Below are 13,372 nucleotides of genomic sequence, written 5' to 3'. Positions count from 1 at the left end.
TTGACGTTCCCAACCTGGTTCTTCGTACGCCCACAGCAGAATGGCCCAATAAGTGACCGAGGTCACATTAGGCGGCCTCCCACCGGAACAGGCGCACGGCGATGAGCGCGCCGACCAACGCGACGCCCAACAGGATGCCGATTTGCGGCACCGCGGACATAGGGCCGAGACCGCGTCCCATCACGTTGAGCATCCCCTCGTTCAGATACCGAAGCGGGAAGATGTAGGACAGCGTCTTCATCCAGCCCGGTGCCGCGTCCAAGGGGAAGAAGGAGCCGCCCAGGAACGCCATCGGCAGGACGATGAGCTGCGTCACCGCCTGAGCGGTCTCCTGCGTCTTGGCCCACGCGCCGATCAGCATCCCGATGGCGAGGAAGGCGAGCACGCCCGCGATCACCATCGGTATGGCCATCCACCAGGCGCCGCTCAGCTGCAACCCGAACATCGGGAGCTGGGCCACGACCACGAACAGCACGAACTGCACGAGCGCGATGGCGAGGCTGACCGCGACCCGCGCCGCGAACACGGTGGGTATCGGGGCGGGGGAGAGCTGGAGCCGCCGCAAGATGCCCTTGGTCCGCCACGTCACCAGCGTCTGGGAGGCCCCGAAGACGCCGGCCGACGCCAGCGCCCAGCCCAGCAGGCTGGGGGTGAAGAACTGGATGGCCTTGAGCGAGTCGTCCTCCACCTGCTGGGCGGACATCGTGTAGGCGGGCGGCTTGCCGGTGGCCGCCTGGTTCGCCGACTGCACGATGGAGTCCATCAGCCCCCGCACCGTCCCCGACTTGACCTGGTCGGCGGCGGAGTAGTGGACGACCAGCTGGTTGCCGCGCTGCTCGACGGCCGCGTCCGCGTCGCCCTTCTCGACCTTGCGCAGGGCGGCGGCGCGGTCGGACGTCCTGGTCACCTTCATGACCTTGCCGACCTCCTCGCCGCCCTGCGCGACGGCCTGCTCCAGGACCGGTGCCTTGCCGATCTGCAGCACCTTCACCTTGGACGTCGTCTGGTGCCCGAAGATCCCGCCGAAGATCAGCAGGAACATCAGGGGGAACAGGATGGTGAAGAACAGCGCGGTCCGGTCCCGCTTGAAGCCCAGGTACATGGCCCTGGACAGGCTCTTGAAGCTCTCGAACGTGCTCACGCCCTGTACTCCCGTCCGGTGAGCTCGAGGAAGACGTCCTCCAGGGTCGCGCCGCGGATCTGCACGCCGTCGAGGGCGTCCTTGGCCGCCATCGCCGCGACCACGGCCGACGGGTCGCGGGTGGTGATGGTCAGCGAGACGCCGTCGTCGGCGGCCTCGTCCGCGCCGGGCAGCAGCCGCGCGTCCGTCACGTCCAGCACGCCGCTCGCGACGCTGATCCTGGCCGGCGCGTCCAGGCCCCGCACCAGCACCGCCGGCGGGCCGAGCCGCAGGATCCTGCCCGAGTCCATGATGGCGACGCGGTCGCAGAGGATCTCCGCCTCGTCCATGTAGTGCGTGGTCAGCACGACCGTGCGGCCCTCCGTGCTGATCTGCCGCAGCAGGTCCCAGAGATTGCGGCGGGCCTGCGGGTCGAGCGCGGCGGTCGGCTCGTCCAGGAACACGAGCTCCGGGTCGTGCACGAGCGCGCACGCGATGGACAGGCGCTGCGCCTGGCCGCCGGACAGCTTCTCCACCCGGACGTCGGCCTTGTCGCCCAGCCCGACCAGCTCCATCATCGCGTCGGCCTTCTTGGCGGGGACGCCGTAGAGGGAGCCGAACGTCTGCAGCTGCTCGCGGGTGGTCAGCCGCTCGAAGAACGACGAAGCCTGGAGCTGGACGCCGATCCTGGGCAGCAGCTTCGGGTTGCGCGGCCACGGGGAGGCCCCCAGCACCGCGACGTCGCCCGCGTCGGCCTGCCGCAGCCCTTCGATGATCTCCAGCGTCGTCGTCTTGCCCGCGCCGTTCGGGCCGAGGATGCCGAAGAACTCGCCCTCCTCGACCTCGAACGTCACCCCGTCCACGGCCTGGACGTCTCCGTAGCGTTTACGGAGGCCCGAGACCTCGATCGTTTGCACCATGCAACGAACCCTAAGCAGTCCGGCAGAGCCCGCACACCCACCTAAAGGTGGACGTTAAGGTCTAGAAGTCGAGGTCCGGGTAGTCCTGCGAACGAGTCCCCGGGCCGCCGCGCGGACGCGCGGAACGCCCGCGGCGGCGAGCCTTTCGGCGGATTGTCGGTGGTCGGGGGTACCCTGCTGCCGTCCGTCCTACCCCCGAGGAGCGCACGCACGTTGACCGCCGCGACCGCCGAACCGACGACCGAAGACCCGCACGGCTACTCCGCCCGGCACCTGTCGGTGCTGGAGGGGCTGGAGGCCGTCCGGAAACGGCCCGGCATGTACGTCGGGTCGACCGACAGCAGGGGCCTCGCCCACTGCCTGTGGGAGATCGTCGACAACTGCGTCGACGAGGCCCTCGCCGGCTACTGCACCCACATCAGTGTGACGCTCCGCGCCGACGGTTCCTTCGAGGTGGGCGACAACGGCCGCGGCATCCCCGTCGACCTGGAGCCGAAGACCGGGCTGCCCGGCGTCGAGCTGGTCATGACGCGGCTGCACGCGGGCGGCAAGTTCGGCGGCGTCTCCTACACCGCGTCCGGCGGGCTCCACGGCGTGGGGGCGTCCGTGGTCAACGCGCTGTCCGCGCGGCTGGACGTCGAGGTCGACCGCGACGGCCACACCCACGCGATCAGCTTCCGGCGCGGCCTGCCCGGCGAGTTCGCCGACGACGGGCGCCCGAACGCCCGGTTCAGGAAGAAGTCGGGCCTGCGCAAGGTGCGCAAGGTCGCCAAGAAGGTCACCGGCACGCGGGTCCGCTTCTGGCCCGACCCGCAGATCTTCCTGAAGGACGCCGAGGTCGACCAGCAGCTCGTCCTCGACCGGATGCGGCAGACCGCGTTCCTCATCCCCGGCCTCACCATCGACGTCCGCGACGAGCGCGGCGAGGAGGTCGTCGAGGAGACGTTCCGGTTCGACGGCGGCATCAGCGAGTTCTGCACCTACCTGGCCAAGGACGCGCCGATCATCGACGTGCTGCGGATCCAGGGGCGCGGCCACTTCACCGAGACCGTCCCCGTCCTCGACGACCAGGGCCACCTGACCCCGACCGACGTCGAACGCGACCTGGAGGTGGACGTCGCGCTGCGCTGGGGCACCGGCTACGACACGATCACCAAGTCGTTCGTCAACGTGATCGCCACCCCGAAGGGCGGCACCCACCTGCGCGGCTTCGACCGCGCGGTGGTCAAGGTGCTGAACGAGCAGCTCCGCGCGGTGAAGCTGCTGAAGAACGGCGACGAGGACGTCATCAAGGAGGACGTCCTGGAGGGCCTCACCGCGGTGGTGACGGTCCGGCTGCCCGAGCCGCAGTTCGAGGGCCAGACCAAGGAGGTCCTCGGCACGTCCGCCGCCACCCGCATCGTGTCCCAGGTGGTCATGCGGGAGCTGCGCGCGATCTTCGAGAACCCGCCGCGCGGGCAGAAGCAGGCGCTCCGCGCCGTCCTGGAGAAGGTCGTCGGCGCCGCCAAGACCCGCATCGCGGCCCGCACCCAGCGCGACAACCAGCGGCGAAAGAACGCCCTGGAGAACTCGGCGCTGCCGGCCAAGCTCGTCGACTGCCGCACCACCGACGACCGCAGCGAGCTGTTCATCGTCGAGGGCGACTCGGCGCTCGGCACCGCCAAGCTCGCCCGCAACTCCGAGTTCCAGGCGCTGCTGCCGATCCGCGGCAAGATCCTCAACGTGCAGAAGGCGTCCGTCGCGGACGTGCTCAAGAACGCCGAGTGCGCCGCGATCATCCAGGTGATCGGCGCCGGCTCCGGCCGCACGTTCGACGTCGAGGCGGCCCGCTACGGCCGCGTGGTGATCCTCGCCGACGCCGATGTCGACGGCGCGCACATCCGCACCCTGCTGCTCACCCTCTTCCACCGCTACATGCGCCCGATGCTGGAGGCCGGGCGGGTCTACTCCGCCGTCCCGCCGCTGCACCGCATCGAGCTGATCAAGCCGAAGAAGGGCCAGGACAAGTACATCTACACCTACTCCGACGCCGAGCTGCGCAAACGGCTCGTCGAGCTGGAGCGCAAGGGCCAGCGGTGGAAGGAGCCGATCCAGCGCTACAAGGGCCTCGGTGAGATGGACGCCGACCAGCTCGCGGAGACCACCCTCGACCCGCGCCACCGGGTGCTGCGGCGCGTCCGCATCGAGGACGCCGAGGAGGCGGCGAAGGTGTTCGAGCTGCTGATGGGCAGCGAGGTCGCCCCCCGCCGCGCCTTCATCACCGCCGGCGCCACCGAACTCGACGTGGAGCGCATCGACGCCTGAGCGTCCGCGGCTCCGGCGCCTCGGGCCGGGGCCGGGAGGGCGTCCACCCGGGGGTGGAGAGCGGGATGTCCAGCCGCATGCCGATCCGCTGCACGGCCGCCGGCTTCTAGCGTCGGGGCATGAACACGCTCGACAACGTTCTGCTCGCCGTCGCTGTGGTGGCCCTCGTCCTGTACCGGCAGCTGCGGACGTGTTCCGTCGACGAACGCCGGATGTACACGGTGCCGCTCGTCCTCGCCGTGGTGGCCCTGGCGCAGGGCGGGCTGATCGACCGCGGGCATCTCGCGCTGAGCGCCGCCCTGGTGGCGGGGGAGGCCGTCGCCGCCGTCGGCCTCGGCGTGCTGCGCGCGGTCACGATCCGGGTGTGGCGCGCGGGCGACGGGACGCTGTGGCGGCGCGGCACCGGCTGGACGCTCGCGGCCTGGCTCGTGTCGATCGCGATCCGGGCGGCGTTCGTCGCCGCCGGGTACGCGGCGGGGATCAAACCGGCCGCCGGCGGCGTCCTGCTGTTCCTCGCCGTGACGCTGCTCGTGCAGGGCCTCGTCGTCGGCCGCCGGGCGCGCGGCGCCGCACAGGTTAACGTCGGACCGTGAAGTGCGAGGACACGGGACGGGAGCGGTTCGTCCGGCTGCTCATCGTCGGCATGCTGGTGGCGTGGGGCCTCATCGCGTACGTCCGGGGGCTGCTGCTCGCTGACCCGGCCCCCGCGCTGCACGGCGTCGGCCTGGCCATGGTCGTCCTGAACGCGGTGATGTTCGCGCTGCTTGGGGCGGGCATCGTGCTCGGGCGGCAGAAGGGCTCGCCGTGGCGGGGGCCCGGGATCGTCCTGCTGCTGCTGGCCGTGGCGGCGGGGATGGCGCTGTACGCGATCGCGCCGCATGCCGGCGGCGGGTTCTTCTTCTGCATGGCGGGCCTCTGGGTGCTGCTGATGCGGCTGCCGCTGCGGTGGGGCGTCGCGGTCAGCGTGCTGACGATCGCGGCGGTCGGCGCGCTGGGGGAGGCGCTCCGGCCGGGCGGGGCGGACCTCGGCCTCCTGTCGGCGTTCGCCGGCCTCACCCTCGGCGCCGTCGCCAGCCGCCAGGGCGCCATCGCGCAGGAGGCCACCCGCCGCGCCGAGGCGGCCAACGCCGTCCTCGCCGAACGCTCGCACATCGCCCGCGAGATCCACGACATCCTCGCCCACTCCCTGTCGGCGCAGCTCGTCCACCTGGAGGGCGCGAGGCTGCTGCTCTCCCGCGACGGCGACCGCCTCCAGGCCCTGGACCGCGTGGAGCGCGCGCGGAACCTGGCCCGCTCCGGCCTGGAGGAGACGAGGCGCGCCCTCGCCACCCTCCGCGGGGAGATCCCGGAGCCCAGGGAGGCGCTGGCGGAGCTCGCCGAGGAGTTCTACGCCAGCACAGGACGCCCGTGCGACGTGCAGGTGACGGGCGCCCCGCGCGAACTCTCGCCCCAGGCGGGGCTGGCGGTGGTGCGCACGGCTCAGGAAGCGCTCACGAACGTCCGCAAGCACGCACCCGGCGCCCGCGCGCAGGTCACCTTGCGCTACCTCCCCGACCGGGTGGAACTGGAAGTGACCGACACCGGCGGCACCGAGTCGGTCATCGAGGTGAGCGGCGGCGGATACGGTCTCGTCGGCATGCGGGAACGCGCCGAGCTGATCGATGGAACCCTGGTCACGGGACCGGACGGCGCGGGGTTCCGGGTGTCCCTCCAGGTGCCGGCGTGACGGGAGACGCGGTGAAGACGAGAATCCTGGTCGTCGACGACCAGACCGTGGTGCGCGAGGGCCTGGTCCTCCTCCTCGAACTGCTGCCCGGCATCGAGGTCGCCGGCGCCTGCGGCGACGGCGAGCAGGCGATCGCGATGGTCGGCGAGCTGGAGCCCGACGTGGTCCTGATGGACCTGCGCATGCCGCGCATGGACGGCGTCGAGGCGACCCGCCGCATCAAGGAGGCCCATCCGGACGTGGGGATCGTCGTCCTCACCACCTACGCCGACGACGACTCGATCTTCGCCGCCCTGCGCGCCGGGGCCCGCGGCTACCTCACCAAGGACGCCGACGCCGACGAGATCGCCCGCGCCATCGCCGCCGTCCGCGGCGGCGCGTCCCAGCTCGACCCGGCCGTCCAGCTCCGCCTGGTCGAGGCCGTCGCCGCGGGCGAACGCCCCCGCCGCGCCGGGCTGCCCGACGGCCTCACCCGCCGTGAGGCGGAGGTACTCGCCCTCATCGCGCGGGGACGCTCCAACGCCGAGATCGCCCGGGACCTGTTCATCTCCGAGGCCACCGTGAAGACGCACATCAACAACCTGTTCGCCAAGGCGAACCTGCGCGACCGGGCCCAGGCCGTCACCTACGCCTACAAGAACGGCCTCACCGGCTGATCATCGGTCATCGTCCGGCAAGGCGTCGGTCAAACCGGGCACTGGCGTGTCCTCGCGGCTCCACGATGAGGACCGTGCTGAGAACCTGCATGATCGCGGACTACCTGCGCCCGTACGCGCAATGGCGGATCGACCGTCCCGGCCCCCGCAACGTCCGCGCCGCGATCGGCCTCATCGACGCGGCCGCCTACGTGGAGCACCTGGACGAGAGCTCCCGCGTCATCGTCCGCATGGCCAAGGCCGGCTGCTTCGCCCTGGGCCGCTTCAACCCGGGCGCCGAAGGCGAGCAGATCATCCGCGCGTGGCACTACGACGACGCCGCGGGCGGCCCGGCCGACCTGCTGGAGGCCCTGGCCTCCGCCGCCGAGCAGGGCCTGCAGCCCCGCCCCCGCGAGGCCGAAACCACGCCGGCGTAACTAGCCCGCTGTGATTCCACCGCTGTCATCCCGCGGTGTAATTACCCCCGTGCCAGGACCAAGCGGTCGGCCACCCCGAGATCACCGGCCGCGCAGGCCACGGTCGGCGAAGTCGATGAGCCACTCGAAGCTCTCGTCGATGTCGGTGCTCCATTGAAAGCCGTGCCCCGCCTCCAGCGTGGCGAAGCCGTGGAAGAGGCTGCGGAGCATGCGCAGGGCATGGTTCCTATCGGCCTCCTTGATCTCGTAGCCGCGCAGGACGGCCGAGAACGCGCGGAGCAGCCGCTGCCCCGCGGTGGCCAGCGGATCGTCCGGTCCTTCCGGTTCGACCCCTATCGTCGCGGCGTACCGGCCGGGGTGGGCCACGACGAAGGCGCGGAAGGCGCGCGCCGCCGCCGCCAGGGCGTCGCGCCCCGCGTAGCCCTGGACCGCGTCGCCGACGGCCTCGGCGGTCTCGCCCAGCGCCAGGGTCGCGATGCGCCGGTTGAGGTCTTCCTGGCCCTTCACGTGCTTGTAGAGGGACGGGGTGCGCACGCCCAGCCGCTCGGCCAGCTTGCCCATCGTGACGTTGGCGAAGCCGACCTCGTCGGCGAGGGCGGCCCCGGCGGCGACCACCGCCGCCGCGTCCAGGCCCGCCCTAGGCACGGGCGGCGTCCGTGTGGAGGAAGTCGAGCACGAGCGAGGCGACCCGGTCGGGGAACTGGTGGTGCGGGTAGTGCCCGGCGCCGTCGATCATCTCGAGGCGGCCGAGGCCGGACGGCAGGTCGCCGATGACCGCGGCGCCCTCGGCGCGCGGGTCGGCCCAGTCGGGGTCCTGCGTGCCCATCACGACCAGGACCGGGCAGCGGACGTTGCCGAGCTGCGCGCCGGCGTCGGTCGGGGCGCTCTTGCCCATGGCCTGCATGGCCTTCATCCGGCCGGGCTCGCGCAGCCGGGACTCGATGAGGGCGAGCCGCTCGGCCCAGTCGGCCGGCTTCCGGCCGGGGTAGGCCACGTCGAGGTAGGACCGCCAGAGCGGCAGGCTGCCGAACGCGGCCGCGCCGAGCAGCCGCAGCATGCCGCGCCGGTAGCGCTGCACCTTCAGGAGGCCGCCGAGGCTGACCGACTGCTTGCGGGTGAACGGCGCCAGTTCGACGACGGCGGTGACGAGCGAGGGCTCCTTCGCCGCGGCGATGGTGGCGGCGCCGCCGGAGACCGAGTGGCCGACGAGCACGGCGGGCCCGCCCAGGTGGCGGATCACGGCGAGCAGGTCGCCCGCGATGGCGGTGCGGCTCCACTCCGGCCAGTCGGCGCTGGACTCGCCGCAGCCGCGCAGGTCGACCGCGGCGACCCGGTAACCGGCATCGACCAGGTGCGGGATCACGGCGCGGTAGGCCTCGCGGCTGTCGCCCACCCCGTGCGCGAGCACGATCAGCGGGCCGTCCCCCGCCACCTCGTAGGCGATGGTGCCGCCGTCGACGGCCAGAAACTCGGTCATGATGCTCCCTCGTTGGCTAATCAAGTTAGCTGAACGCTAATGGAATTAGCTGCCCTCGTCAAGTGCGCGACCGTCGGCGCGACCGCCGAGCTTCCGACAATCGAATCGTTCTTGACAAATATTCTTGTCCAGGGCAGGCTGTGACCGTACCGCGAGACACCAGGGAGACCAAGATGCGCACTCTGATCAGCACCGCCTTCATCTCGCTCGACGGCGTCATGGAGGCGCCGGGCGGCGAGCCCGGCTACCGGAACAGCGGCTGGACCTTCAAGGACATCGAGTTCGTCCCCGAGGCGTACGAGATCAAGGGCCGGGAACAGGAGGAGGCCACCGCGCTGCTCCTAGGCCGGGTCAGCTACGAGGTGTTCAGCCCCGTGTGGCCCGCCATGGAGGAGTTCACCGGCTACAAGGCGATGCCGAAGTACGTCGTCTCCACCACCCTCGCCGATGACGATCTGGTCGCGGACTGGGGCGAGACCACGATCCTGCGCTCGCTCGACGAGGTCGCCGCGCTGAAGGAGACCGAGGGCGGCCCGATCATCCTCCACGGCAGCGCGGCCCTGAACCATGCCCTGTCGGACGCCGGTCTGATCGACCGGTACCACCTGCTCGTGTTCCCGCTGCTGCTCGGCGCGGGCAAGCGCCTGTTCAGCTCCACTGACAAGGACGCCCAGCAGCTCAGGCTCGTCGAGCACGAGGCATATTCCAACGGCATCCAGAAGAACGTCTTCGACGTCATCCGCTGACGGCCTGCGTCGCGCTGCCGGACGGTGACGGCGCCTGCCGTCCGGTCTGCGACGTCGTCGAGGCGGCGGAGCGGATCGCGCGGTGCAACGCGGATCTCAACGCCCGGGTCCGGCCGGGCATGTGAAAGAGGCCCCGGGGGCGCCGGGGCCTCTTTGCGTCATTCTTCGGGGGATTCGTCTTCTTCGGGGGCGGGGCCTATCGGGCCGCTGATGGCGACGATGGGCTTGTCCAGCTTCTCGCCGGAGCCGTCCCGGCGGCCCAGCGTCGCGTTCAGCATCGCCGGCTTGCCGTTGGCGGCCGCCGCGCGGAGCGGGGTCGGGGCCGCCCACGCCTGCAGCAGGACGTCCTCGCCCTTCAGGAAGCGGTGGGCGCGCACGCCGCCCGTCGCGCGGCCCTTGGACGGGAAGTCCGCGAAGTCGGCCACCTTGATCGCGCCCGTCTGCGTGCCCGGGAGCGCCGAGGACGAACCCGAGACCGTGATGACGCGGGCCTCGCGGTCAGGCTCCAGGGCGCCGAACCACAGGACGCTCGCCCCGGCGCCCAGCTTGATGCCCGCCATGCCGCCCGCCGCCCGGCCCTGCGGGCGGACGAGCGACGCGGAGTAGTGCAGGAGCTGGGCGTCGGTCGTGATGAAGACCAGGTGCTGGTCGTCGGACAGCAGCTGGACGGCGCCCACGACCCGGTCGCCCTCCTTCAGGGTGATGACCTCGAACTCGTCGCGGTTGGCCGGGAAGTCGGGGACCACCCGCTTGACCACGCCGTGGGCCGTGCCGAGGGCCAGGCCGCCGCCCTCCTCGCCCACGGCGGCGATGCCCACGACCGTCTCGTCCGGTTCCAGGTCGACGTACTCGGCCACGGGTGCGCCGCCCGCCAGGGACGGGGGCGTCGCCGACGGCGGCAGCGTCGGCAGGTCCAGGACGTCGATCCTGATCATCCGGCCCAGCGACGTCACCGCGCCCACCTGGCCGCGCGCCGTCGCGGGCACCACCGACGTCAGCACGTCGTGCTGTGCGCGGGGGCCGCTGTCCGGGAGGGGCGACGCGTCGTGGGTGCGGGCCATCAGGCCGGTGGAAGAGAGCAGCACCGTGCACGGGTCGTCCGCCACCTCGAGCGGCACGGCCGACGCCGTCGTCTGGCCCGAGGACTCCAGCAGGACCGTCCGCCGGGGGGTGTCGAACTCCTTGGCGACGTCGCCCAGCTCCTTGGACACCACGCCGCGGAGCTTGCGCTCCGACTCCAGGATCGCGGTCAGCTTGGCGATCTCCTTGGCGAGCTGCTCCTTCTCCTTCTCCAGTTCGAGCCGGTCGTACCGGGTGAGGCGGCGGAGCGGGGTGTCCAGGATGTACTGCGCCTGGATCTCCGACAGCTCGAAGATCTGCATGAGGCGCTGCTTGGCCTGGGCGGCGTCGTCGCTCTGCCGGATGACCTGGATGACCTCGTCGATGTTGAGGAGGGCGACCAGGAGGCCGTCCACCAGGTGGAGGCGGTCCTCGCGCTTCTTGCGGCGGAACATCGAGCGCCGGCGGACGACCTCGATGCGGTGGTCGACGTACACCTGCAGCAGGTCGCGCAGACCGAGGGTGCGGGGCTGGCCGTCGACCAGGGCGACGTTGTTGATGCCGAACGTCTCCTCCATCGGCGTGAGCCGGTAGAGGTCGGCGAGGACGGCCTCCGGGTTGAAGCCGTTCTTGATCTCGATGACCAGGCGGAGGCCGACGTTGCGGTCGGTGAGGTCCTTCAGGTCGGAGATGCCCTGGATCTTCTTGGCGTTGACCAGTTCCTTGATCTTGGCCTTGACGCGCTCCGGCCCGACGGCGTACGGCAGTTCGCTGACCACGATGCCCTTGCGGCGCGGCGTGACGTTCTCGATGGAGACGGTGGCCCGGGTGCGGAACGTTCCCCGGCCGCGCTCGTAGGCGTCGCGGATGCCGTCCAGGCCGACGATCCTGCCGCCGGTGGGCAGGTCGGGGCCGGGCACGAAGCGCATCAGGTCGTCGAGCGTGGCGTCGGGGTGGTCGATCAGGTGCCGGGCCGCGGCGATGACCTCGCCGAGGTTGTGCGGCGCCATGTTCGTGGCCATGCCGACCGCGATGCCGGACGCCCCGTTGACCAGCAGGTTCGGGAACGCCGCCGGCAGGACCTCCGGCTCCTGCTCCTGCCCGTCGTAGTTGGGGCGGAAGTCGACCGTGTCCTCGTCGATCGACTCGACCATCAGCATCGCCTCGCGCGACATGCGGGCCTCGGTGTACCGCATGGCGGCGGGCAGGTCGTCGCCGCCGAGCGAGCCGAAGTTGCCGTGCCCGTCCACGAGCGGCATCCGCATCGCCCACGGCTGCGCCATCCGCACCATCGCGTCGTAGATGGCGCTGTCGCCGTGCGGGTGCAGCTTGCCCATGACCTCGCCGACGACGCGGGCGCACTTGACGTGCCCGCGGTCGGGCCGGAGCCCCATCTCGTTCATCGAGTACAGGATCCGGCGCTGGACGGGCTTCATGCCGTCGCGCGCGTCCGGAAGCGCCCGCTGGTAGATGACCGAGTAGGCGTATTCGAGGAAACTCCCCCGCATCTCGTCGGAGACATCGACGTCGACGATGTTCTCCTCGAAGTCCGGCGGAGGTGGAGGGGCTTGGGATCCGCGTCGTGCCATGCCCCACATTGTGGCCGGTCCCGGGGACATCTTTCGCCCGCCCCACCGGGTGTGGCGCCCAACTCGGGGGATTGGTGCCGTTCCGTCACCTTGCCGGACCTGGCAGATTGTGGACGGACGGTTCCGACGTACCCAGGTGGAGGTTCCCTTGAGCGGGCTTGCCGACTTCCAGAACTCGATCTATCTCCAGGGCCTCGGCGACGTCGTCCCGTCGCTGCCGACGGACCTGACCAGGCTGGAGGGCCTCGCGGAGCGCTCCCTGTCGGCGCGGGCGTTCGGGTACGTGGCGGGGTCGGCGGGCAGCGAGGCGACCGCGCGGGCCAACCGGGCGGCGTTCGACCGGTGGCGGATCGTGCCGCGCATGCTGCGGGACGTCGCCGAACGGGACCTGTCGGTCGAGGTGCTGGGCACAGCGATGCCGTCGCCCGTCCTGCTCGGCCCCATCGGCGTCCTGTCGATCCTCCACCCGGACGGCGAGCTGGCCGTCGCGCGCGCGGCGGCGGCCGAGGGGGTGCCGATGGTGCTCAGCACGGCGGCCTCGTACTCCATCGAGGACGTGGCCGAGGCGAACGGCGACGGGCCTCGCTGGTACCAGCTGTACTGGCCGAAGGACAGGGAGCTCGCGGTCAGCTTCCTTGAGCGCGCCAAGGCAGCGCGGTACACGGCCCTGGTCGTCACCCTGGACACGTTCACGATGGCCTGGCGCCCGCGCGACCTGGACCAGGCATACCTGCCCTTCCTGCGCGGTATCGGTGTCGCCAACTACTTCAGCGACCCGGTCTTCCAGAAGGCCGTGGGCGGACCCGTCACCGACGAGAATCGGGACATGGCGCTCCTGCACTGGGTCGCCAACTTCGGAAACCCCAGCCTCACCTGGGACGACCTCATCTTCCTGCGGGAGCACTGGGACGGGCCCATCGCGCTCAAGGGCATCCAGCATCCCGACGACGCCCGCCACGCCGTGGACGCCGGCATGGACGCCGTCATCGTGTCCAACCACGGCGGCCGCCAGGTGGACGGCGCCATCGCCTCCCTCGACGCACTGCCCGGGGTGGTCGAGGCGGTCCACGACCAGGCGACCGTGCTGTTCGACAGCGGGATCCGGACGGGAGCGGACATCGCCAAGGCCCTCGCACTGGGCGCCAAGGCCGTCCTGGTCGCGCGCCCGTACGCCTATGGGCTGGCGCTCGCCGGTCAGGCGGGAGTCCAGCACGTCCTGCGCTGCCTCCAGGCCGAACTGGAGCTGACCATGGCGCTGTCCGGAATCAAGGCCCCGGACGGGCTGACTCCGGACATTCTCGTGCGCGGGTAGGCGGCGCGTCAGACGTCGGCCATGACCGCCTCCCGTAATTAGTAAGT

12 protein-coding genes are annotated in these 13,372 nt (G+C 71.2%); 7 read left to right on the top strand and 5 right to left on the bottom strand.

The genetic code is table 11. The annotated features are described in order from the left end of the window. Positions 1–67 precede the first annotated feature (67 nt). Positions 68–1,141, bottom strand: coding sequence for an ABC transporter permease (locus tag ABTW95_RS10540; RefSeq protein WP_396447045.1), 1,074 nt, complete (start codon positions 1,139–1,141; stop codon positions 68–70). After that, positions 1,138–2,040: an ABC transporter ATP-binding protein gene (locus ABTW95_RS10535; RefSeq protein WP_396447046.1), complete on the bottom strand. Its 903-nt coding sequence runs from the start codon at positions 2,038–2,040 to the stop codon at positions 1,138–1,140. Before ABTW95_RS10535 ends, ABTW95_RS10540 begins: the two co-directional genes overlap by 4 nt. Positions 2,041–2,253: 213 nt before the next feature. Between ABTW95_RS10535 and ABTW95_RS10530 the strand changes: the two genes are divergently transcribed. The 5 genes from ABTW95_RS10530 (at position 2,254) to ABTW95_RS10510 (ending at position 7,142) form a co-directional block, all read left to right on the top strand. Next, on the top strand, positions 2,254–4,344 hold the full coding sequence (locus ABTW95_RS10530; protein WP_396447047.1) for a DNA gyrase/topoisomerase IV subunit B: 2,091 nt from the start codon (positions 2,254–2,256) through the stop codon (positions 4,342–4,344). 119 nt (positions 4,345–4,463) lie between these two features. Next, positions 4,464–4,937: a hypothetical protein gene (locus ABTW95_RS10525; protein ID WP_500226105.1), complete on the top strand. Its 474-nt coding sequence runs from the start codon at positions 4,464–4,466 to the stop codon at positions 4,935–4,937. Next, on the top strand, positions 4,934–6,070 hold the full coding sequence (locus tag ABTW95_RS10520; protein ID WP_500226104.1) for a sensor histidine kinase: 1,137 nt from the start codon (positions 4,934–4,936) through the stop codon (positions 6,068–6,070). Before ABTW95_RS10525 ends, ABTW95_RS10520 begins: the two co-directional genes overlap by 4 nt. Before the next feature lie 11 nt (positions 6,071–6,081). Next, on the top strand, positions 6,082–6,726 hold the full coding sequence (locus ABTW95_RS10515) for a response regulator (protein ID WP_500226102.1): 645 nt from the start codon (positions 6,082–6,084) through the stop codon (positions 6,724–6,726). Between the two features lie 74 nt (positions 6,727–6,800). Further along, positions 6,801–7,142, top strand: a complete 342-nt coding sequence (locus ABTW95_RS10510; RefSeq protein WP_396447051.1) for a hypothetical protein — start codon at positions 6,801–6,803, stop codon at positions 7,140–7,142. A gap of 81 nt (positions 7,143–7,223) precedes the next feature. On the opposite strand, the gene ABTW95_RS10505 is transcribed toward ABTW95_RS10510, so the two are convergent. Next, positions 7,224–7,787: a TetR/AcrR family transcriptional regulator gene (locus ABTW95_RS10505; RefSeq protein WP_500226100.1), complete on the bottom strand. Its 564-nt coding sequence runs from the start codon at positions 7,785–7,787 to the stop codon at positions 7,224–7,226. Next, positions 7,780–8,619, bottom strand: coding sequence for an alpha/beta fold hydrolase (locus tag ABTW95_RS10500; protein WP_500226099.1), 840 nt, complete (start codon positions 8,617–8,619; stop codon positions 7,780–7,782). The genes ABTW95_RS10505 and ABTW95_RS10500 overlap by 8 nt, the downstream gene beginning before the upstream one ends. A 173-nt stretch (positions 8,620–8,792) precedes the next feature. Between ABTW95_RS10500 and ABTW95_RS10495 the strand changes: the two genes are divergently transcribed. Beyond that, complete coding sequence (locus ABTW95_RS10495; RefSeq protein WP_500226097.1) at positions 8,793–9,365, top strand: dihydrofolate reductase family protein; 573 nt, start codon at positions 8,793–8,795, stop codon at positions 9,363–9,365. Positions 9,366–9,523: 158 nt separating this feature from the next. Here the strand turns inward: ABTW95_RS10495 and ABTW95_RS10490 are convergent, their stop codons facing one another. Beyond that, positions 9,524–12,013, bottom strand: coding sequence for a DNA gyrase/topoisomerase IV subunit A (locus ABTW95_RS10490; RefSeq protein WP_500226095.1), 2,490 nt, complete (start codon positions 12,011–12,013; stop codon positions 9,524–9,526). 148 nt (positions 12,014–12,161) lie between these two features. Here ABTW95_RS10490 and ABTW95_RS10485 point away from each other — a divergent pair, with 148 nt between their 5' ends. After that, complete coding sequence (locus ABTW95_RS10485; RefSeq protein WP_396447055.1) at positions 12,162–13,325, top strand: lactate 2-monooxygenase; 1,164 nt, start codon at positions 12,162–12,164, stop codon at positions 13,323–13,325. The last annotated feature ends 47 nt before the right edge of the window (positions 13,326–13,372 follow it).

It is taken from the genome of Spirillospora sp. NPDC127506 (genome assembly GCF_040302145.1).
Taxonomy (GTDB): domain Bacteria; phylum Actinomycetota; class Actinomycetes; order Streptosporangiales; family Streptosporangiaceae; genus Spirillospora.
Note: the sequence above shows the minus strand (reverse complement) of the source record. Positions and strands in the feature narration are given on the sequence as shown.

Excerpts from the sequence above, each read along its gene's own strand:
- ABTW95_RS10535 (WP_396447046.1), bottom strand. The coding sequence starts at position 2,040 with ATGGTGCAAACGATCGAGGTCTCGGGCCTCCGTAAACGCTACGGAGAC.
- ABTW95_RS10525 (WP_500226105.1), top strand. The coding sequence starts at position 4,464 with ATGAACACGCTCGACAACGTTCTGCTCGCCGTCGCTGTGGTGGCCCTC.
- ABTW95_RS10490 (WP_500226095.1), bottom strand. The coding sequence starts at position 12,013 with ATGGCACGACGCGGATCCCAAGCCCCTCCACCTCCGCCGGACTTCGAG.
- ABTW95_RS10495 (WP_500226097.1), top strand. The coding sequence starts at position 8,793 with ATGCGCACTCTGATCAGCACCGCCTTCATCTCGCTCGACGGCGTCATG.
- ABTW95_RS10500 (WP_500226099.1), bottom strand. The coding sequence starts at position 8,619 with ATGACCGAGTTTCTGGCCGTCGACGGCGGCACCATCGCCTACGAGGTG.